The following is a 21840-nucleotide window of genomic DNA, read 5'->3' on the forward strand; positions in this document are numbered from 1 at the left end:
GACTAGCGGCAGAAATCATCGGGGGACCAAATGGCTGACGGGGACGTGGAGAGGCTCGCTAAAATCGTTTTGGGAGAAACGAGCGGATTGACCGCAAAGGGAACGGATTCAGCAAAATCGTTGGAACGCCTCTGGTCGGTCGTCGCAGGCATTGCAGTAGCTGCGCGCTGGGACGGGCTTCAGGATCAAATGAAAATCGCCGGCAACATGCTGCCTGCCGACGAAGCGGCGAACTACACGATCATGAAGGCCGTTGCCGAAAAGATCTCGCAGAACCGCTACGACGGCGCCGTCGCATTGCCCAAGCAAGCAACGCTCTGGCAAATCGATCGAAATGGCGCGCCGTCGAAGGACGTCGGCACGCCGCCCGACTGGATCTACAAGACCGGCGGGACCGAGGGCCTCGAATTCCAGGACAAATCAGGCCTGACGTACCGCCTCTATGGAACGAGCGAAGAGGCTCCCGGCAAACTTGGCTTCACCTCGTCGTATAGCCTTACCGGCCTGGCGCCGCGATCATGGAGCGTTCCCAAGCCGATGAGGATAGCGGCATGGTGGCTCGGTTCGATCGCGGCCTTGATCTTCGTTTTCGGTGGCATCTCGGCCATATGGTCGGGACAGAGCGACGGCAATGCACGGAGCCAACTCCGAAATCTCGACATACAGTATCGTGTGCTCGACAAGCTGGCCGACAATTGCGTCTCGGATGCAGCTCTGCTTCCCAACTGGAAGCGGAGCGTTTGCAGCTTCCTTGATGCCGGCGGCAAGTACGTGAAGCCAGCCGCAGTTGCCCCTGCCGCGCCTCCGCCGGCCGCCCCACCGGCCGCGCAGGTGCCGCCGGCCGCCGCATCGCCTGCGCCGGCCGCTCCCGCTCAGCCGATCGTTCCGTATGGCCCGAAGGTCGGAGTGGCTCTCGCTACGATCCGGAGCTGCCTCGACCATGGGCCTTCCGCGGCGGACACAAATGCGGCTCCGCCGTCGAAGAAGCCGCCAGAAACAGATGGCGCGGCCGCAACGGACGCGACGCTGTCGTGCGAGCTTGTGGTGCGTAGCGCAGTCGATGCCGGCATTATCGCGATCACGCCGAATACGTCCATTTGGTCCGGCATCGCGAATGCGCTTCTCGGACTGCGAGACACCCCCGGCACGCGGTCGATCATCGTGCAATTTCTGGCGATGACCCTCGGTATTGCCGGACTCGCCATCGCGCTTGGCCTGGGGACCAAGGGGCGCATGGTCGGCATCTGGGTCGACGAGCGTAACCGGGTATCCCTGGCACGGGCGCAAGTGACGCTCTGGACCATCGTCGCACTTGGCGGCTTCGCCACCGCGGCGCTTTTCAATGTTGGCCTTGGCGGACCAGGTACGTTCCCCCAAATCCCGGCATCCATCGCCGCGGCACTCGGGATCGCCTTTGCCTCACCGATGATCTCCGCGTTAATCCTGAATACGAAGGCATTCGGAATGGTCGGCTCTCCGTCGGATCAGATCACGACGATCGGTGGCAGGCCAAAGGACAGTAACGACCAGGCCGATCGTGGCCTGCTGACGGTGTCGAGTGACTCTTCAGCCGTCGAAGTCCGTTCGGACCCGACGATGGCGTCTCTTGCCGACGTCTTCGTAGGTGAACACGTGGCCGACTCGGGCGACGTCGATATTTCCCGGCTGCAAAATGTCGTGCTCACTGTCACCCTGGTCCTGGGCTATTTCGCGATGCTCGTCGAGCAACTCCGCGGACTCGCACCAGACGTGCTGCTGACCGGAATCCAGAGCTTGCCCGATCCCGGAGGTGCCTTCACGTCGGTGCTGCTGATCAGCCACGCGACTTACCTAGGGACGAAAGCCTACAAGGGAAGCGGGAAAGGCGACACAGCTCACTAGCGTTCACCATTGAGGACCCTGCTATGCCCGACTCGAATGCAGCAGCACTGATCGGTCTGGCTTTGACCGCAGCCGGTTTTGCCTTCGGCCTCTATCAGTATCGGATGAATAGCGAGCAAGCGAACTTGACCCGTCAGCGCGAGCGCGCGCTGGCGGCATCCGACCAAACAAAGGAATTCTTCGAAGATGCGGACGTGCGTTTCGTCATGCGCCTTTTGGACTATGGCAACGCCCAGTTTTGGAAGGAAGACACGCTGAAGGGCCAGACCTTCGGCGTCCGTGACCTGCCCACCGCGCTCGCCGTCCACTGGAAGCTGATGCCAACTGAAATCGAAAAGGAAACATTCACGGACCGAAATCTGGCCGTCCGCTCCGCTTTCGACAACTTTTTACTCTGGCTGGAGCGGATCGAACATCTCATTCGCTACGACGTCATCGGGGCGGTCGGCTTCGGCGAGCTCTTCTCGTATTGGCTGGTCCTGCTCGGCGAAATCCCGCAACCCGGTGACAGGATCAATCATCTCTCCAATGAGGGGCGTGCCGCGCTTTGGGAGTACATTCGAGCCTATGAGTTCAATTCTGTCGTTCGCCTTTTCGCGCGCTACGGTCGCGCCGGCCCCGTCGGAAGAGATGGATTCCTTCCCCGCAAAACGACCTCGAAAGAGGGGGGCTGACCACGTCACGCCGGACACGCCGTCCACTCCCGTCATTGCCTAGAACGATTTACCTAGAGGAGACGCAGCAACAATGCCAACATAAGCCTGACCGGGAAAGCCATTGATGGCGATCCAGATACGTACTGGATTAATTTATTCGCCGCAGATAGCACCTGGCAGTCGGGCATCCTTGGGAAAGATTAGACTCCAAAACCCCTGAAGAAGCCGACTGATCTACTGCTTGACAGCAGTCGCGAGCAATGCCTCACGATAACCTACGTAACCGGAACGAAGGTCGTCGACGGTGATGTTGTAGAATATGTCTGGCGTCACACCAAGATCTTCAATCGGAGATCCGCTGCTCCGCCAGGCAAGTGTCCAAGTTAATTTGAAATCTGAAATGCCGGCTTTCTTGAAATCAGGCGAAAGTTCAACGGAGCGCACTAGCCCTCCGGCTCCTCCAGTTCGCTGACCAAAAATGATAGCTTGATGGTTATCTTGCATAATTGCTGCGAGAAATTCGGCAGCGGAGAAGGAATTTTCATTGACAGCAACGACTACCTTTTTCGTGTAGTGATTTGGCGCTGGTGCAATTGACCTGCCACTGAGCATTTCCTCCAGAAGGAGTTAGAGTCCGGCCTTAGGAAGGACGGACAGATGAAGCGAGCAAGGTTCACGGAAGAGCAGATAATCGCAGTGCTGAAGGAGCATGAGGCTGGGGCGAAGACGGCCGACCTGGCTCGCAAGCACGGAATCTCCGAGGCGACGATCTACAATTGGAAGGCCAAATTTGGCGGCATGGACGTTTCCGAGGCCAAGCGGTTAAAGGCGCTGGAAGAGGAGAACGCGAAGCTGAAGAAGCTTCTGGCCGAGCAGATGCTGGACGCGGCCGCCCTTCGCGAGCTTCTTTCAAAAAATGTATGACCCGCCCCGCCCGTGCAAGGGTCGTTTCGATCAGGACGATGCAGTCTGCACAAATGTATCCGGCCTCTTGCAAGTGGGCCGCTGTTGCGGCCAGGCCATGATGAGATCCGCGCGTGCCGTTCCCAGATAAATGGTCCGGGCTCAAAACCCGCTTTTTTGCACAGGGCTTACGGCGCGCCGATCGACTGTCTCGTCATCACTTTCACGAGCCTCGCAGTCTGGAACAAACGGGATCAGCTAAAGGCCGGATCCCGCCGTTCGTAGCTTGCGCCGGGCTTGGTCATCACCACCCATGCGATCCGCGCAATCTTTGCCGCCAAGGCGACGGTGACCTTGTTGGTGTGCATGCGTGCCTGAAGTCCATCAAGCCAGGCGCCAAGGTGATATCGCGAGCGATCAAGATGTGTCACGCAGGAGCGGGCGCCGTGGATGATCATCCGGCGCAGATATCGGTTGCCGCGCTTGCTTATCCCCAGCAGCTTCGTTTTGCCTCCCGTAGAGTATTCTCTGGGAACAAGACCCAGCCAAGCTGCCATATCGCGGGCCTTTTTGAACTGTCGGGCAGATCCAGCTGCTGCCAAAAGCGCCGTCGCCGCGAGTGGACCAATGCCCGGGATAGTCATTAATCGACGTGCGGTATCGCTTTGAGAGGCAACCGCCTCAATCTCGCGGTTGACTTCAGCGATCCGCAGCTCCAGCTGCCGCAGCTCGTCGAATGTAGATGCCAGAATGCGACGCATGGCCGACGTTAGATCATTCGATTCATCTGCCAAAACTCTCGGCAGATCTGCCTTGAACTTGCCGGCGCCCTGGTGAATAGCGATCCCATATTCCAGGCAAAAAGCGCGCATCTGATTTATGAGGCACGTCCGTTGCGACATCATCCGATCGCGAACACGATGCAGCGCTTGCAGGTCAATGTGCTCAGGCGACCTTAGCTCGACGAAGCGCATTGTTGGTCTCGTCACGGCTTCGGCGATCGCCGCGGCATCGATGATGTCATTTTTGTTGGACTTCACATATGGCTTCACGAATTGAGCTGGGATAATGCGAACGGTGTGCCCCATGGCGGCGATCTTGCGGGCCAACCATTGCGAGCCGGAGCAGGCCTCCATCCCCACCAAAGCCGGTCCTGCACGTTCGAAGAACTGCAAGAGCGTATCGCGCCGAAAGGTCGCCTTCTGGATCGGCATTCCGGCGGCGTCGAGTCCAACGACGTGGAAAAGGTTCTTGCCAATGTCGATCCCAAACACCGTTGCCGGCCTGGGCTTGTTCCGTGTCCTCATTGCTTCCTCCTTTCAAAAGCCAACTCAGTCTGACTGAGAGGACGGGGCGGGTCATCCCATTAATGGTAGGGCCCGCCGCCAAGCGCGCTGCGATCGCGCATCTGCAGGCCGTCATGAGCCTGTCGGAACGGCGGGCCTGCTCGATTGTGGGGGCGGATCGGAAGATGATCCGCTATCGCTCCAGCCGCCCGCCGGAGGCAGTTCTGCGTGGCCGATTGCGCGATCTCGCCAACGAGCGGCGGCGTTTCGGCTATCGCCGGTTGTTCGTCTTGCTGCGGCGGGAGGGCGAGCCATCGGGGATCAACCGGATCTACCGGCTTTACCGCGAGGAAGGGCTCACCGTCCGCAAGCGGCGGGCTCGCCGCAAGGCGGTGGGGACCCGGGCCCCGATCCTGGTCGAGGCGAGGCCGAACGCGCGCTGGTCGCTGGATTTCGTCCACGACCAGTTCGCCAATGGCCGACGCTTCCGCATCCTCAACATCGTCGACGACGTCACCAAGGAATGCCTGGGCGCCATTCCGGAGACGTCGATCTCGGGGCGGCGCGTGGCCCGCGAACTGACGGCAATCGTCCAGCGACGCGGCAAGCCAGGAATGATCGTGTCCGACCATGGCACCGAATTCACCTGCAACGCCATGCTCGCTTGGTGCAAGGACGCAGCCATCGATTGGGACTTCATTGCGCCGGGAAAGCCGATGCAGAACGGCTTCGTCGAGAGCTTCAATGGCCGGATGCGCGATGAGCTACTCAACGAGACCCTGTTCTTCGATCTCGATGACGCCCGCACCAAGATCGCCAATGGGTCGCCGACTACAATCTCCAGCGTCCCCACTCGTCGCTGAAATACCTCACCCCCGCGGCCTATGCCGCCCACCTCACCGCAACGGACGATCGGCTGCGCAACCCCGACCAGCTCCGCCGATCGTCCGTTGCTCCAACCGCCCCACTTGGCGTACAAAACCCCGAGGCTCTAACCGCCATCGGATGAAATCTCAGTGGCAGGTCACAATCTCAGCGATGCCTCCAACGAAGCCCGGCCTCGTGTTCTTCGTCCCAAGTCCACGCCCCTCCTTTAGCTCGGAGAGTACGAAGCGCGCGTATGCGACCGATTCAGGTGTATCTTCAGATGTTAAACTACCTCGAGCCGTGGCATAGGGCGTGCAGTGCATTTGTTGCGTGGGAATTTCAGTGTCCCGGCTCAGGAATAAAGGGCGCCGCGTATTTTCGTGACACGAGTGTCGTCTTTCCTTGGGACACTCGGCGCGATTTCGTAACAGGTCAATGTAGGAGGAACTATTGAGCCACGAATTAACTCCGCAACGGTCCAGGTTCCTCGTACGAAGAGGGACCATCGGCTGGATGGTCTATGATCGAGAACGCAAGGCGCCGGCGCTGTTAAAGGATCATTGGCCGAGAAGCTGTCTAGGGAACGGGCCGAGCAAGTAAGGCACGCACTGGTTGATGGTTCGATTGACTGTTGGCTATGATCCCTTGAGGCTAATCCTTCGATTCCGGGAAATGAACGTCTACCTTGCGTTCAGCTCCGCTCTGGGGTCTCGACGCTGAGAACATAGCCATTCGTTCATGCGCCCCGCCGGGGCTGGTGAGTTGCCTATCACCTTCCGACAATCGGCCTCCGAACGGCTCGCGCGTCGGACAAAACGCGTAGTCTTGGCCTTGCTTGCAGCACCAGCCCTTTTGCAAAGCCCCCGTCCGTCGACCGCTAAGCCCCAGACCGAGATGCTGAACCCATTTCGCCGGCGAAACGCTCAGTGAAGATCTGGCGCCCGCACAGGACGGCGTTGCGGCGGAAGCGGTGGGCGATCACCGGAGCTGTACGACCCAAACGGCCAGCGGCAGATCGGTCATGCGTCACCGCATCGTTCTTGGATACGCCGCGAAATTGTCCCCCATCCCGCAGCGGTTTGAGTCTCAGGCCTTTTGCAGCGAGAGCGAACTTTGGACCACCCAGAATTAGAGTTTTGCGCCGTGTGTAGCGAGACCGAACTTTGGACCACCCAGAACTAGAGTTTTGCGCTCTTATCACGTTGGCGGGCTGGTGGCGCCGGCGTGATTTTGCAGCAAAATCGGCGGCCGATTGCCGATGGCTCCATGGGGCCGCTCCTCGTTGTAGTATCTGCGCCAAGTCTCCACCTTTTCCCGGGCGTCCGCAAGCGACAGAAACCAATGGGCATTGAGGCATTCGGCCCGGAAGCGGCCATTGAACGCTTCGATAAAAGCATTATCCGGCATGATGTAGCCGGTGTCCCGTGTTTCCAGACTCGATCTAGCCCATTAGCGTAGACCGATCCTGGCCTCGGGGCACCGGGAGCACGCAAGTGCGGGCAGGCCGTCGCACTGACATGAACTGCGAGTTCGAGGTCGTTATCTGGCCGCCCCTGCGACTAGCCCGGATGCGCTGCGAGCGCGGATCCGCAATTGTCGTGTTGCCCGCGGCTCCCTTTCGCACTGACCATGGAGGGAGAGATGCGCATCATTGGCATGGACATCCATCGCGTGGCGGTCGAAGCCGTGGCGCTGCTCGAGGGACATCTAACGAAGCTCGGCCGCATTCCCATGACTCGTGACAGCTTGGAGTCTTTCGCCAGGAAGGAACTCACCCATGACGATCACGTGGTCGTCGAGGCGACTGGCAATGCCGCGGCCGTTGTCGAAGTTCTGGCGCCGTATGTCGACCGTGTTGTCATCGCCAACCCGAAGCAGGTGCGGTTGATCGCGCACGCAAAGATCAAGACGGATGCGATTGATGCCGCCGTGCTCGCGAAGTTGTACGCCACCGGATTTCTTCCGGAGGTCTGGGTACCCAATGAGCGCACTATGGCCCTTCGACGCCAAGTCGCGCGCCGTACGCAGCTCGTGCGGCAGCGGGTACGCTTGAAAAACCTCATTCAGTCGATCCTTCACGCCCACCTCATTCCGCCCTGTCCACACCTCAACCTTGTAGGGATCAGCGGTCGCAGGTGGATCGCCGCCCAGATAGTACCTCCCGACGAGCGTGCCGCAATCGAGCGGCACCTGGCGCAGATCGACCTGATCCAGGGTTCGTTGAAGGAGGTCGAGGCGGATATCGCGCGTGAAGCGATGTCCGATCCGGTCATTCGGCGGCTGATGACGCTCCCGGGTGTGGATATGACGGTGGCTTCGGGCGTGGCCGCGGCCGTCGGCGACATTCGGCGCTTTGCCGATCCGACCAGGCTGGTGAGCTACCTGGGGCTAAACCCGAGCGTAAGGCAGTCTGGCGAGGGCTCCGCCTACCATGGCAGGATCACCAAGCAGGGCCGCGGCCAAGCTCGCGGAATGCTCGTCGAAGCGGCATGGGCTGTAGCCCGTTCGCCGGGACCGCTGCGTGCATTCTTCCGGCGCGTGGCTTCACGACGCGGCAAGCACATCGCGGCAGTCGCGACGGCGCGGAAGCTGGCGATGATCATCTGGCATATGCTGACCAAGAGCACTGACTACATCTGGACCAGGCCGGCCTTGCTGGCGCGCAAGTTCCGGAGCATCGAACTGCGCGCTGGATTACCCACCAGCCATGCCAAGCGTGGATCGGCCTATGATTACAACATCCCCGCGAAGAGGGCTGAGGAACGAGCACGCGTGGAATCCGCCGAGAAGGAGTACACGAGGTTCACGTCCCGGTGGCGGGCAAAGCCGCGATCCCGACGCCGCAAGGCTTCTGCGACATAGGGCTTGTCTACAACATCCGTGTCGGTCGGCTTGCCCGGGCGTGATAAGTCCAGCGTGACGCAGCGCTCATATGCTCACGTGTCCAGATCGCGCGACACCATTCGCTGCGGTGATCGACGCGGCACGTTACCGGTACTTTCTTGCAGGCCCTCTCCAGCACCTCCACCGCGGAACCCGAACCGTGGCACCAGTCCTGCAGCATTTCCTCCTCGAGCGACAGCCGAGATCCCGATCCGTAGCAGCCGCTGCCGAAAACGAATGCAGAGATCGAAGAAAAATCGAGATTGTGACGGGGGACGCGATTAAACGACCCTACCAATTTTTGCAGAAGATTGCACGGCTTAGGTTGGTTAGCTTGCTGATGTTAGTGACTTTGGGAGATATGTCAGTGTTGATTGTCGAAACTATTTTGAAGCCAGACCAGTTTGGCGGTATTGGACTTTTCTCTGCTACTCTTTTGCCTAAAGGTGCATTGATTTGGATTCACAATCCAATCGTTGACATTGCCGTGACACCTGAACAGTACGAAACTTTACCTCGAACATTCCAAGCTTTGCTTGACAAGCATGCCTATCCAAGAGACCTCGACGTTGACGATGGTATTCTAGAATACAATGCCGACAACGCCCGTTTCATGAATCACAGCAGTCAACCAAACACGTACCAAGACGATCATTGCCGAATTTTCACAGCCTGTGACGTACAACCGGGTGAAGAACTCACTTGCGATTACTTGTCTTTCGATCCAAGGTGCGATTTATCGTGGGCTAAAGTGCTATCGCCGTAATGTTGTTGCCGTAGTGGGCTAGGTGGTAGTGGATTGAGTTGCGTCTGCGACTTCGATTCCGTTGGCGAATTTACGCAGGGAGAGTTTTTCCGCAACGGGTTGTGGCCATCGACGCGCCCCAGCTTTTCTTGGCGGCCTCGGCGAGCTTGAGGATTGCAACGAGTCTTGTTCGACAGACATCCTGTGCACGGTGCGGCGACACACGGTCGGCAACGCGCTTCCGACGACGTTGGTCGTCGTCCTACGTGGAGTCCTCCACATGTGTTGTGCCAATCTAAGACTTCGTTACCGGCGCGCTTTTCCGCAAATGTCCACGATGAGTCCGGCAGTGACAACACTGGGCTGCTGTTATGTTCCCGGTAATTGTCTAGGGGAATTGATGAGGCGCTTCATGAAGAAGCAGATCGTGGACAGCGGGCGCTGCAGCCCGAATAACTTCGATGACCTCATTGACGAGAGCGACCTGTTCGGGTGATCGACGTATCTCTCGATGCGCTCGGTTTGGCTGAGATGAGCCGTGAGGTAGCGGAGCCAGCGGTTGGCGTCGCGCTCCCTCTGTTCTCCTCGAACTCCGCCAAGAGATGGGTTCTTCGACGCGAAGGCGTCGCCAGCGTGGCAGCAAGTTCAAGGGTTGAGTTCTTGCTGCATGGCGCTGGTTCTCTCCCAATCAATGCGCCGGAGATCCCTCGGCCCGAACGAGATCTGGTCCTCGCCGAGGAAGTCATACGCTTGTCAGTTTACCGAGCCGGCAGCGGTCGGGCCAGAGACACAGACCCAACGCGGTTTGTCTGCAAGCAACATCCCAGCGCCCTGGAATGCAGCCACGGCGCAACTAATCCCTACTTGATCAAATGCAAAGACGGCATCCTTGGTTTGATACTTCAGTTTATCCGCTGCCCGGAGCACCCCTTCGGCACCATTTTCAAACGTGGCGTTCATCGTCCAGTAGTCTTGATTCGCGACAACAAACGCGTGGAATGCCTTCTTGATATCCCGATAAGATACAAAACACCTTGTTGTACATTCCACTAGAATGGTGAACGTCCAATTTTTCATTGTATTTGGAGACATGGTCTATAGAGACGCCATCCTGTGGCGGGTCGCACATATATCGCAAGGACGTGCCAGCTTTTTTGGTAACATCCGCCCGCACCGTCAAGTCAGACCCCGATCTTCCGAATGTATCGCCATACTTGTGAAGTAATAGTACTCGGCAGCTTCTCCTGCCATGTCGGAAAACGACTCGTTCATTCCACCTGACTGGTACTTATATTCGAGTTGCGAATTCTGTTCTGTGAACCCGTGCGACACTTCATGGGCAACGACATCCAAGCCGACGAGAGGGTAGTACTTCGTTTCCCCGTCGCCAAACGTCATTGAGCTGCCATTCCAAAATGCGTTCTCTTCGTTGCTACCGTAGTGTACGCGCAATGCAGTTTCTGCTTCAAAGGACTGACGCCGTACCAGTCCTTATACATGTCCACAACAACCTTCCCAAAGAATTGGGCATCATTGAGTGGTGAGAACGCGCCATTGGTGGGGTCCTCTGCGTTGTTGTAACACCTGAACGTAAAGGGCTTGTTTGTACCATTTTCAGAATTGTGCAAGTGCTCGGTGAAAACATCTGGACTATCCATTTGGCAGTGCTGCCCTGCTCGCTCACTTCGAAGGGCGGAACAGTTTCACTTCCATAGGTGTACTGGCCAGTCTTGGGATTTCCGCCAGGCCCCGTTCCTTTTTGTGCGCGTTGTATGTTTTCATAGGAATTCACCGTTTCGCCTGTGATAGCGTCGATAAACAACACAGGGCGTGTCGGACGTGGCGCTGCTGCGCCGCTCTCGAGAGTTGTAAAGAACGACGTGCGGTACACAAGCCGCATCTCGCCATCGCTCGACATCCTTGCGCGGGGCGAACAGCCGATCGCGGCTTTCCAAGCATCGCCCAAGGCAGACGGTGTAGCAAGCAGCACCTATTTGGGTTCAGATATCTCTGACGTCACGGAGGCGCGGCCGCAGCAGACACCAAATGCCCCCGGCTACGATCTGAACTTCGAGAACTTGCCCGTCGCCACCGTTCTAAAGGTGATGCTCGGCGACATTCTCGGTCTCGGCTATACCATCGATCCGCGCGAGCAGGCCACAATCAGCCTGGTGTCCGCGCGACCGGTGCCCAGATCGGACATCGTTTTTGTGCTCGAGAGCGTTGCGACTTTCCGGCCTTGCGCTGGTACGCGATGGCGGCGGATACAAAGTGACGCCGCTCGGCAATGCCACTGGAGCCGGTCACCTCGATGCCGAAGCTCGTCGTTCCGAAGCCGGCTATGGAGTGTCAGTGGTACCGCTGCAATATGTTGCAGCGAAAACCATCCTCAAACTAATGGACAGCTTTGCAACGCGCGCCGGAAGCGTACGTGCGGACTCCACGCGAGACCTGCTTCTGATCCAAGGGACGGGACCCGAGCGGCGAACGGCCGTCGAGACCGCCTCGACCTTTGATGTCGACTAGATGAAAGGCCAATCGGTGGGCATCTATCCCATTAACAATTCCGCGCCCGAGCCCCTGATCGCGGAGCTCGAGACCATCATCGACTCCGGCGACAACGGGCTTAGTCATGAACTTGTGAAGCTCCAGGTCATCTCTAGGTTGAATGCCATCATGGTCGTAACGCGCAAGCCGCCCTTGCTCCAGACCGTAGCGACTTGGATCCATCGACTCGATCAGTCAGACATGGCTCAAACCGGCGTTCGCGTCTATCGCGTCCGCTATGGTGACACCCGCCACTTGGCCAAGGTGCTGACCCAGATGTTCGGCGGCAGCGCCTCGACGTCGACCGACATCGCCGATAAGGAGGTCGCTCGCACGACCTCGGTTGCCGAACGGCTGTCTGCCAATACGTTCCCCTCATCCGCCGGCCTGTCCACCCCCGGGTCGGGCGGCAACGGAGTAAGTACCCCATCCTCAGGCTTGAATTCGTCGAACGGAGCGGATGCCAGCAATGGACTTCACACACCAACCGGTGGTGGACCGCCGGCCATGCCCAACGTGCGGATCACCCCTGATACCGTGAATAACTCTGTCTTGATCTATGCCAGTCGCGAAAACTATCGGATCATCAGTTCCACCTTGAAGCAGCTCGATCAACCCGTGCTGCAGGTCGGCATTGAGGCGACGATCGCCGAAGTAAAGCTCACGAACGAGCTGAGTTACGGTGTCCAGAGCTATCTGACCAGCAAGCAGCTTGGATTGAAGGCCGACTAGGGGTCTATCCTTACGACCTCGACCAGCGGTGCGGTGAATAAGGCAGCGAACGCTCTGCTAAATCGCACAATTCCGGGCATCAACTTCTTGATCGGATCGGAGTCCCAGCCGGCCATTATCCTCGGCGCGCTGCACGGGGTGACCAGCGTCAATGTGTTGTCCAATCCGTCACTCGTTGTCACCAACAACCAGCCTGCAACCCTTCAGGTCGGCGATGTCGTTCCGGTCGAGACTAGCAAGACGAATTATCTATCGCAAAGCGGCGCCACGGTTAGCACTATCGACTACCGCAACACAGGCATTATTCTTCGTGTTGTTCCCCGTATCACCACAAGTGGAAACGTCAGTCTTGAAATCGAACAGGAGATCAGCCACGTATCCTCGGCCGGTTCATCCGGGCTTACGCCGACCGTGTCCCAACGCAAGGTGAAGAGCGCGGTCTCTGTGGCAAACGGCCAAACCGTGGTCCTGGCCGGATTGATCAGTGAAGACCAGAAGGGGGATCGCAGCGGCATTCCGCTACTTGACGAGATTCCTGGTCTTGGTGATTCGTTTTCACACCAGAGTAAAAAGGGGCAGCGGACGGAGTTGATCATCTTCATTCGGCCCCAGATCATCCAGACCGGCAACGATGCGCATCAGCTGGCAGAGGAGCTACGTTCAAAGTTTCGCGGTGAAGTCGGCGCGAGCATTACAGATGACCTGCGTGTCCGCAACGTTCGCTGATCATTGTCATATGCCGCCGTTTGCTCGACGCAACATTATCTGGCTCGTGCCGGCGCAAATGACGGCTCTGCTTGTCGCGCTAGCGCCGGCACGCGCAGACCCCATTGCATCAGCACGGAGCGCCTATGCACATGGGAACTATCAGAAGGCAGTCGGCCAGCTCACCCCACTTGCGTTACGGGGCAACGCGCAAGCACAGGCGATGCTTGGCTTCATGTACGAAAACGGCTTCGGCGCACCAAAAGCCTACGATGCTGCAGTCGGCCTATATATTCAGGCCGCAAATGCCGGAATTCCATTTGCCCAGGCGATGCTTGGCCTGATGTATGACAAAGGTCATGGCGTCCCGCAGGATGTCGTTCTCGCCTATAAATGGATGAATCTTGCGGCAGCTCAGGCCCGCAGCGCTCAAAGGGATTATTTTCTCCGCTTGCGCAACGCGATTGCGTCCAAAATGTCCATGAATGAGATCGCGCAGGGGCAGACATGCGCGCTGGCGTGGACACCAGGTCCATGGTCAGGCCGGACGCGCAGCTCCCCCTTGCAGTTCTCAAAGGACGAAGCGGCGCGCCGCGCAATTCGATCTAGAGGCGCTCGCGGTGGTACAGCCGGGAAGCCCTAGCTGAACCCACAGCGAAGGCGTCGCGCCTTCCAGCCGTAAAGGTCTTCTAGGGGGGTGGGGACGATTGCCGGTTTCGTGCGGATGCGGCGGCACGGTCCCAGCCAATGCTACTAAGCATAGGTCACAAAGCGTCATACGTGGCGCATCGATCCAGACGCTGGTCGCCGGCCCTGAGACGGCCTCGGCTCGAGCCGCGTCGTCGGACTCCTGGAATTGCTCCGGAACTATTGCTGGAGCAGAGACGCCAGCGTGTCACGCAGCGGCAGAGGAAGTTACCTAATCCGTTCATCTGAGTGATGCTTGGCAGTCTTGCCGCCACCTTCCGGGAGCACCCGATCGCGCGTAAGCCTATCAACGTCAGGCGTGATCTCTCGCTTGCGCGAAGCAAGCAGCGCCCCGGCCGCCCTTTCGAACCGGTTCGCGGGTCCGCTGCGGCGTTGCCCCGCCGCGCTTGGAAATCACGCGAAATCTCGTGCCACAAAAGAGCTCGCTGCGGACCATCGAGACTCCAGTCAGCCATGTCATGGCGTCGTCGAGCACCGTGTACGGAGTGTGCGCAGCAGTTTCTCCTTAAGTGCCCCTTGGTCGCGCTCCGGTAAAGAACCGGCGCGCCATCTCCAGTCCAAGTCCTGGCGTCAGGCCGAGGGGCACCGTACCCTACCCAAGATCTCGGCGAATCTTGCTCAATCTCGCAGTTACTCACCCAGCACTTGATAACGCTCGACCAACTCCCAATCCCTGCAAAGATGGCCCGCAAACTGATCCTGATATTCTCTGGTCATGCGCAAATTGTGCCGTTTGACGTCAGAGTCGCAGATGTGCTGTTCACCAACGCTCTTGATGACGATCGCTTGCGGCTCGATCTTTGCCCCTCGGTTCACTTTCGCACGTAACGAAGAGGTAGAAAGCCGCAATGTCGTGAGACCGCGCGCCGCAGCGTAATCGAGGGGCTCGTAATAGCACAAGACGAAATATCTGTAATCCTTCAGATCGCGACTGTAGTCTGCCCCGAAGTAGCGCAAGTGAAGTGCCGTTCCAAAGCGATAGAAAACGGCCAGCCCGGTTATCTCGTTGTTGCACTCGGAAATTGCTGCGGCACCGAACTGCGACACACCCGCCTTTCTCTGCCCGGCGAGTATCCTTTCCATCCAGTCGCGACCCTGGGTGCTTCCGTGTCGAGACCTGTTTTGAGTTATGAGATCAGCGACTATGGAGTCATCGAGTTCTTCGGCTGAGGCCCATCCGATCTTCCCCCCGGCTCGACGGAACGCCGCGACCTCAGACCTGCTTTGATTACGATCATGCGCGCATGAGCGCGCCATCATCCCGGTCACCCCCGTATGCGGCACTTCTAGATAGGCTTCGGCAGAATGCAAAACGACCGTCCCACCGATATGCTCCGCGAACTCCACCGCCGCTGGGTAGGGCATGTACGGCATTACGACGCCGGTATATCCCCGCTCCTGAGCATAGTTTAGAGCGCTGCGTCCAAACTCGCCTAAAGCCTCGTACCTTCGCCTGCCCTGAATGCAGGGTATTTCGTTGTGGGTATTGCGCCGACCACCTAGCCAGAGAAAGCTTTGTTGCCAAGGGCCGGGAATTCCCGCCATGCAATCTGGTAGGAAGAACAAGCCAGGTGATTGGTCTCCCTCCCAAAGCGTGCACGCAGCCACAACTCCGGCCGGCCCGCGGACCGCAAGCACGTCTGTTGCGCCGAACGAATGTTCGAGGGCTCGCAGCCACCGGTAGCTATTATAGAAATTGTTGTCACCGACGAGGGCATCCCATTCATGCTCGTCAAAGCCGCATAGACCTTCCGTGACTGCTGAGGAGAACGGGGCTGACAATGTGCTCCTGAATGGTACAAACGTCATGGGTGTCGTTCCGCATGGCGTGGGACACGGATGCCTTCAATGATGATGGCGTGCGGGCTTTGGAGATATGCATGCAGCTCCTTGGGAAGCTGATCTATATGGGCGTGCGTTGGCACAAACAGTTCTCGCCATTTCAACGATCGGAACCCGGCTTGTGCTAATGAACTCTCCAAAGAAGGAGCGGGCCAATGCCATGCGAATACCCCGCCTTGTTCTCCATTTTTGCAGAACTCGACCTTGATACGTCCACCTTCTAAATATGGGTTCTCAGGATCGTCCACGACGAGCCTGAAGCCACAGGGTTCGTACCAGTTTGGATGTGGATTATAAGCTGGATGAGTCGACAACGATATCAAGCGCCCGCCCGGACGCAACAGCCCGCCCATTTCAGCGCACATGCTGTCCAGCTCAGTTTTGGTAGCGGCATAGGGTAGCACATAAGATGCAAGTACCAAGTCGAACTGGGCTGCCATGTTGGCATGGAGATGGGTCACGAAGGAGAGATTGATCGCCTCTTTCTCTGCGCGACGCCGCGCGTAGTTTAGCATGCCTGGCGCCGGATCATATCCTACAACATAGGCTGCTCCGCGTTGCTTAAGTATTCGCGAATATGCTCCCGCGCCGCACCCAAAATCTAGGATGGACAGACCACCAACATCGCCGATCACCTCTAGTACGCTCGGCACTTCGATGTATTTCTGAAGGGGCCATTCAGTCATATTCTCGTGCAGGCTTGCAAATTCATCGAATTGGGCCGCGCTGTCGGACACAGACGCAGCTCTCGATTCGCCATACTCATGTTGGCACGAACCCAGTGTTTCTTCTTCGGGGGACGGGCAAGAACCGGCGGATAACGCGACTTTAGCTGTGAGCGGTGAGGATCCGAGACTCATGCTTCGATCCGTTCCGACCAGACCGACACTGTTTTAGATCTGTCGAGATACTTTTCGTAGAGTTCTTCGAGCATTTTCTTGCCGACGACGGCGAGCTCAGCTTGATAGGCTTTGCGATCGGTCACCTCAATGCGCTCGATATAGTCCCACGGCCCGCCTGATATGCCGGCGCCGGTTTCCGTGATACGGTGCGTCGAATAGCTGACAATGGTCTTCAATTTACCGGCGACGACATAGTCGACCTCACGTTCGAAGCGTTCATACTCCGCTGCGCTGACACCCGGCTTCAGTGCGGCAAATACAAATCGGACAACAGCCATTTTCGATCCTTCTCGTTTCGTGGCATATCAAAGTTCAAGTGGTCAGCGCTGAGCCAAGAGACTAGGCGACGATCGCCTCGCTGCATTCCAGGGCGACGCTCTTGCGCTGCTCGCTTTAGCTGATGGATATCGCTCGGCGAAAGCGCTCGCGCAAAATGCGCAGAGCGCCTCGTCCCCTAAAGGAACAAACCGATGAGGTTGCCCCCGGTAACATGAGCGGTAGTTGGCGCGCGCTCGATGATTGCCGATGGTCGTCTGTGATGCTCGGCGCATTCCTACGCGTCGCTGCCGCTCTCCAGGGCGTGAGTAAGGGCCAAGTCCTGCACGGCACCAACGACAGAAGCAATCGCGGCGCACCCGACCGGTTTTCAATTGACGGCTTGTCGATCGCCTTGATGTGATTAACCGACTAAGCGCCATATGAACTCCGGGCTCGGCTATGTACCAGACGGCCACATTGAAACGAGTTTGCGCAGGGCCTCAGCAAAGTGCGTGCCACAAACGGCTTATGCAACTTGCGTAGCAGGCGGACACAACAACCACTTCCGCCGCACGGCGGAATACTTGGCCGGCCTTGTCGCATTTCGCACGCGCACGTCTTGATCCAGACACGGCTGAATATGACCACGGCGACTGCATGGCAGTCGCACTGCTATTAAGATCGCGAGGCAAGGTCATGGGCAGCCTGATTTCCTACCTCTTTGTCCAGTGCAATGTAGGAAGGAAACGCAGACAGTCGTCGAAAGCGCCGATAGCTGTGTTCCGCCTCAAAACACATCGGACCCACGAGACTCGTCTGCATAGAGAGACAGCTGTGAAGAGGGCGAGGAGAAAACAGTTCGAGGCGGCAAGCGCCTGCTCTCGGCCCTGTCGATGGCGCTGAGGAAGGAAAATCGCGTTGCGCCGAGGGCGGCTCAGAGGTCTTGTGCGCACGAGGGAGAGTTGTGGACGAGGGTTTTGCCGAGCTGCAGATTTCGGCACGTTCGCCGGCTTCCGCCATGGCGATAAAAGAACAAGGCAAAGTGGGTGGACCGAATGTACCACGCCGGCGAACGTGAATTCCTCTCGGCTACTCACGACCACCGATCGATGTTGGATCGGGGCAGCGATCTCGACAGCGGATGTCGGTATCTGGCCGCGCTGACCAAGCGTCTGGGCGCTTGCGCCGGCCCTGCTCCATTTAGGTGCCGAGCGATCGTCAGCAGGGTCCCTGTCCGGCTTTGCAAGCCGTGTTACTCGATTGAGGTAGGCACCAGATGATCGGCCAGCGAGCCAGCGCTGTTTCGATTGCTTTCTGCTGAGTGCAGAATGCTTGCACAGCATTATCACATCCGCAGAACAGCGCGTCCGCGACGCGGCCCCGATAGCTTGTAAAGTCGCTCGGTACTGGCATGCTAATTGCTGCCTGCGTCAGGCAAATGGGGGAGGAATCATTGACCTGCCAACGCCCTTAGCTTGCCGCCTGCGCCTCGAAAGACGGCTGGTTCAACGTTAGCTGCGGAGCCTATTGACCTACATGTGCGGAATTGTCGGCATTTTGGGACGCGGTCCAGTCTTTGAACAATTAGTCATTTCCCTGAAGCGGCTAGAGTATCGGGGCTATGACTCTGCAGGCGTCGCAACGCTGGACGGCGGTCATTTCTACCGACGGCGCGCCGAAGGCAAGCTCAAGGCGTTAGAGAACCGACTGCGCGCCGAGCCGGTGTCTGGGCATATCGGCATCGGGCATACCCGCTGGGCCACCCACGGAAAGCCGAGCGAGAAGAACGCCCATCCGCATGCGACCGACAATGTGTCGGTCGTTCATAACGGCATTATCGAGAACTATCTTGAGCTGCGCGCTGAATTGGAACGAAAGGGTGCACAATTCGCCTCCGAGACCGATACAGAGGTCGTCGCTCACATGGTCGAATCCCATCTGATTAAGGGCTATTCGCCTGAGGACGCAGTGAAGGCTTCGCTGCCCAAATTGCGGGGCGCGTTCGCGCTGGTTTTTCTGTTCAAGGGCTGCGACGATTTATTGATCGGCGTTCGCAACGGATCGCCACTTGCTATCGGTCACGGCGATGGCGAAATGTATCTGGCATCGGATGAGATTGCACTTGCGCCTTTCACAGAGACCATTACCCATTTGGAAGACGGCGACTGGGCCGTTCTGACCCGCAACTCCTTCATGATCTATGACCTGCAAGGCGTCATCGTCGATCGCGAGGTGCTGAGATGTAGAGCGTCGCCGACCCTCATCGAAAAGGCAAACTACCCTCATTTCATGATCAAGGAGATCCACGAGCAGCCGGAAGTCGCCGGCCATACGCTGGCGCGCTATGTCGACCCGGCGGGCGATCGCGTCGCATTGCCTCAGACGCTCCCATTCGACTTCAATGACATTGGTCGAATACTGATCACCGGTTGCGGCTCCGCCAGCCATGCCGGCCACATCGCCAAATACTGGTTCGAGCGGCTGGCCCACATCCCCGTCGAGGTCGATGTCGCCTCCGAATTCCGCTACCGAGAACCGCCCTTGCGCGAGCGCGATCTCGTCATCCTCATTTCGCAATCCGGCGAGACGGCTGATACGCTGGCTGCGCTGCGTTTTGCCAAATCGAAAGGACTGCGCACGCTCTCCGTGGTCAACGTGCCGACGTCGACGATTGCGCGGGAGAGCGAGACTGTGCTGCAGACGCTGGCCGGGCTCGAAATCGGCGTCCCCTCGACCAAAGCCTTCTCGTGCCAATTGATCGTGCTCGCGGCTGTTGCGATCGCCACCGGGAGATCGCGTGGCGAATTGTCCAGGGCCAGCGAGGCCAGGCTCGTGCAAGAGTTGGTCGAAGTTCCTCGCCTGATGACAGCTGCACTTGCAACCGAATCACAAATCGAGAAGCTTGCGCGGCAGGTCGCCAAGTCGCGCGGCGTGCTATACATCGGTCGCGGCAGCTCCTTTCCGCTGGCGCTGGAAGGCGCGCTGAAGCTGAAAGAAATCGCTTACATCCACGCCGACGGCTATGCTGCCGGCGAGCTTAAGCACGGTCCGATTGCGTTGATCAGCGACGGTGTGCCAGTCGTGGTGATCGCCCCTCCCGACCCGCTGTTCCAAAAGACGGTCTCAAACATGCAGGAAGTTGCAGCAAGAGGCGGCAACATCATCCTAATAACCGACGCAAAGGGGGCCGAGGCAGCCTCTGTGAACCCGCTCGCGACCATCGTATTGCCTGACATGGGGACAAGCTTTACTCCGATAGTTTATGACATTCCGATGCAGCTCTTGGCGTATCATACTGGGTTGCTGATGGGCACAGACGTTGACCAGCCACGCAATCTCGCTAAGTCGGTCACTGTCGAATAGGTTGCCTCGATTTTCGCCGATCCGACGCTCATCACCGCTCGGCGTACTTGAGCGGTTGGTGACATCGGTGTTGCGTCCAGCGCGCCACAGCTAGGCTCTCGCCTTTGAACCTAAGCTGAACTGGAAGGCGCCGGACTTGGGCGATCGCCGCTCAGCACTTGCATCACCTAATCAGCACCGCGCCAGCGCTCCCCTCGGGGCGAGACTATCCAGGATAAAGGTCAAGACTTCGTGGCATCGGGACGCTGTCTTTCGAACGGCGCTCAAAATATTCCGCTTTTCTTGGCCGCATCCGATCCCCCGCATGCTGGAACTCGCCGGCACAACGGTTGAGGCGTGCTTATCTGCGCGGCGACCTCACTGTCATTCATTCGCTGGACGATGGACCTGGTTCGTAAGGGTGAGCAGCACCCAGAGCGCAAGTTTAAAAAGGCCGCTACGGTATACGTGTCAACGGACGATAATGAGATAGTCGGCCACGTCTGCTGCGGCGGGCCCTTGGCTTCATTCAGCGAGGTCAGCACTGCTCCTCGATGAAGCGGCCCTGGCAGCGGCATAATTGAGATTCAATCCGGTACGGATCGATGACGGCGGCGTAAAGCTGCTGCTTGAGAACTGGGGTGGCGACGTATTTCTGGCTCGAGGATGAAAGGCTTGAGAAGCTTGTCGCGGGCATGGGACGCGCTCGCATGCTCGAAGTTGCCGTTCCGGTCGAAAAGACCAACCAGTGGCTTTCTGCGGGCCGTGCAGTGGTTGGTGCATTCGCTCGAACGCTTGGCTGTCGGCTAGATCACGGCGCCTTCGACCTGTACACGATGGAGCCGTTAGGGGCGGCCGCGATCTTCGCTGTTCATACCGCCGGCGAGACGACGTTCAAGAGGGTCGGCAGAGGTTACTCGGCAGGATACAGGTCCATCCGCTGACGGTGGCGCGCTGAAGGCCCGCTCGCGGCCGGCCACCGCGAAGGGCCTACTTATGCTGCGCCGACAGGTTTTCCGGCGCCTGGAGTAAAAAACAATTCCGCAAGAATCTGCCGAATGCGCCCGGTCAGAGCTTCGGATCCAGCTAAATAGTCGGAACGGTCGGTGATCGTCTCCCTCGATTTGAGGCCCAAATCTCTACGATCAAAGGAACTAAACTTGCATACATTTGCATATGGTCTGGTGACCTTGGGTTACCTGATCCTCTTCATCCTAAGCCTGGGCTCCTGATGCCACGCCGCAGGGCGGCTTCGGGGCCCTAGCTTCCGTTGCGCCGGATATCGGCCGCTGCCGAATCCGGCCGGACACGCCCTGCGTCATGACCAGGAGCAGCTTCAATTCGTCGGGCGAGAAGGAAACATCGCGGATCGACTGTATATCGGTGACCACGCTGCCCTTGAGCGGCCGCACCGAGATCGTTGACGCATCGGTATGCGCATATGCAGGCGCTCATGGAAGGCCGATTGCGCCTTGCCGTATTGCAGCAGTCTCTCCGGGAAAATGATGCTCTTCCCCCGCCCTCCGGCAAATGGACGAGCATAGGCAACAATCATCGTGGTCGTAAAGGCGATCTGTTGGATC

At 58.3% G+C, this 21840-nt stretch carries 16 protein-coding genes and 3 pseudogenes; 12 read left to right on the forward strand and 7 right to left on the reverse strand.

Features of this window, described 5'->3' with window-relative positions:
• Positions 1-30 precede the first annotated feature (30 nt).
• Together QA642_RS40830 and QA642_RS40835 are read left to right on the forward strand one after the other, a co-directional pair.
• Positions 31-1881, forward strand: coding sequence for a hypothetical protein (locus tag QA642_RS40830; RefSeq protein WP_283081882.1), 1851 nt, complete (start codon positions 31-33; stop codon positions 1879-1881).
• 23 nt (positions 1882-1904) lie between these two features.
• Complete coding sequence (locus QA642_RS40835) at positions 1905-2555, forward strand: hypothetical protein (protein WP_283081883.1); 651 nt, start codon at positions 1905-1907, stop codon at positions 2553-2555.
• Between the two features lie 216 nt (positions 2556-2771).
• Here QA642_RS40835 and QA642_RS40840 read toward each other — a convergent pair whose 3' ends face one another.
• Complete coding sequence (locus QA642_RS40840; RefSeq protein ID WP_283081884.1) at positions 2772-3149, reverse strand: S41 family peptidase; 378 nt, start codon at positions 3147-3149, stop codon at positions 2772-2774.
• A gap of 45 nt (positions 3150-3194) precedes the next feature.
• Here QA642_RS40840 and QA642_RS40845 point away from each other — a divergent pair.
• Positions 3195-3452 (forward strand): annotated as a pseudogene (locus QA642_RS40845) (transposase); the annotation flags it as partial.
• Positions 3453-3694: 242 nt separating this feature from the next.
• Here the strand turns inward: QA642_RS40845 and QA642_RS40850 are convergent.
• Positions 3695-4747, reverse strand: coding sequence for an IS110 family transposase (locus QA642_RS40850; RefSeq protein WP_283079773.1), 1053 nt, complete (start codon positions 4745-4747; stop codon positions 3695-3697).
• Between the two features lie 62 nt (positions 4748-4809).
• On the opposite strand from QA642_RS40850, the pseudogene QA642_RS40855 reads away from it, so the two are divergent.
• Positions 4810-5735: pseudogene (locus QA642_RS40855) on the forward strand (IS3 family transposase); the annotation flags it as partial.
• A gap of 1055 nt (positions 5736-6790) precedes the next feature.
• Here the strand turns inward: QA642_RS40855 and QA642_RS40860 are convergent.
• Positions 6791-6994, reverse strand: a pseudogene (locus QA642_RS40860) (transposase); the annotation flags it as partial.
• 240 nt (positions 6995-7234) lie between these two features.
• Between QA642_RS40860 and QA642_RS40865 the strand changes: the two are divergent.
• Together QA642_RS40865 and QA642_RS40870 are read left to right on the forward strand one after the other, a co-directional pair.
• On the forward strand, positions 7235-8455 hold the full coding sequence (locus QA642_RS40865) for an IS110 family transposase (RefSeq protein ID WP_283081885.1): 1221 nt from the start codon (positions 7235-7237) through the stop codon (positions 8453-8455).
• A gap of 382 nt (positions 8456-8837) precedes the next feature.
• Positions 8838-9242: an SET domain-containing protein gene (locus QA642_RS40870; protein WP_283087081.1), complete on the forward strand. Its 405-nt coding sequence runs from the start codon at positions 8838-8840 to the stop codon at positions 9240-9242.
• A gap of 732 nt (positions 9243-9974) precedes the next feature.
• On the opposite strand, the gene QA642_RS40875 is transcribed toward QA642_RS40870, so the two are convergent.
• Complete coding sequence (locus tag QA642_RS40875) at positions 9975-10298, reverse strand: M4 family metallopeptidase (protein ID WP_283081886.1); 324 nt, start codon at positions 10296-10298, stop codon at positions 9975-9977.
• 1194 nt (positions 10299-11492) lie between these two features.
• Here QA642_RS40875 and QA642_RS46665 point away from each other — a divergent pair.
• The 4 genes from QA642_RS46665 to QA642_RS40885 are packed head-to-tail and all read left to right on the forward strand — an operon-like array spanning position 11493 to position 13848.
• Positions 11493-11747, forward strand: coding sequence for a secretin N-terminal domain-containing protein (locus QA642_RS46665; protein ID WP_349253816.1), 255 nt, complete (start codon positions 11493-11495; stop codon positions 11745-11747).
• Positions 11748-12500, forward strand: coding sequence for a secretin N-terminal domain-containing protein (locus QA642_RS46670; RefSeq protein WP_349253817.1), 753 nt, complete (start codon positions 11748-11750; stop codon positions 12498-12500). It begins immediately after the preceding gene.
• Between the two features lie 33 nt (positions 12501-12533).
• Positions 12534-13226, forward strand: coding sequence for a type II and III secretion system protein (locus tag QA642_RS46675; protein WP_349253818.1), 693 nt, complete (start codon positions 12534-12536; stop codon positions 13224-13226).
• Positions 13198-13848, forward strand: a complete 651-nt coding sequence (locus QA642_RS40885; protein WP_349253819.1) for a tetratricopeptide repeat protein — start codon at positions 13198-13200, stop codon at positions 13846-13848. The genes QA642_RS46675 and QA642_RS40885 overlap by 29 nt, the downstream gene beginning before the upstream one ends.
• Before the next feature lie 695 nt (positions 13849-14543).
• Here QA642_RS40885 and QA642_RS40890 read toward each other — a convergent pair.
• From QA642_RS40890 to QA642_RS40900, 3 genes are read right to left on the reverse strand one after another with little or no spacing between them, the layout of a single operon-like run.
• Positions 14544-15722 (reverse strand): peptidogalycan biosysnthesis protein, encoded by a 1179-nt coding sequence (locus QA642_RS40890; RefSeq protein ID WP_283081887.1) that lies wholly within the window; start codon positions 15720-15722, stop codon positions 14544-14546.
• Positions 15719-16615, reverse strand: coding sequence for a class I SAM-dependent methyltransferase (locus QA642_RS40895; protein ID WP_283081888.1), 897 nt, complete (start codon positions 16613-16615; stop codon positions 15719-15721). Before QA642_RS40895 ends, QA642_RS40890 begins: the two co-directional genes overlap by 4 nt.
• A complete protein-coding gene (locus tag QA642_RS40900; RefSeq protein WP_129146370.1) occupies positions 16612-16935 on the reverse strand; it encodes a hypothetical protein in 324 nt (107 codons plus the stop codon). Before QA642_RS40900 ends, QA642_RS40895 begins: the two co-directional genes overlap by 4 nt.
• Positions 16936-18451: 1516 nt before the next feature.
• Between QA642_RS40900 and glmS the strand changes: the two genes are divergently transcribed.
• A complete protein-coding gene (gene glmS, locus QA642_RS40905; protein ID WP_283081889.1) occupies positions 18452-20278 on the forward strand; it encodes a glutamine--fructose-6-phosphate transaminase (isomerizing) in 1827 nt (608 codons plus the stop codon).
• A gap of 620 nt (positions 20279-20898) precedes the next feature.
• Positions 20899-21201, forward strand: a complete 303-nt coding sequence (locus QA642_RS40910) for a hypothetical protein (protein ID WP_283081890.1) — start codon at positions 20899-20901, stop codon at positions 21199-21201.
• Positions 21202-21840 lie beyond the last annotated feature (639 nt).

It is taken from the genome of Bradyrhizobium sp. CB2312, assembly GCF_029714425.1.
GTDB lineage: Bacteria > Pseudomonadota > Alphaproteobacteria > Rhizobiales > Xanthobacteraceae > Bradyrhizobium.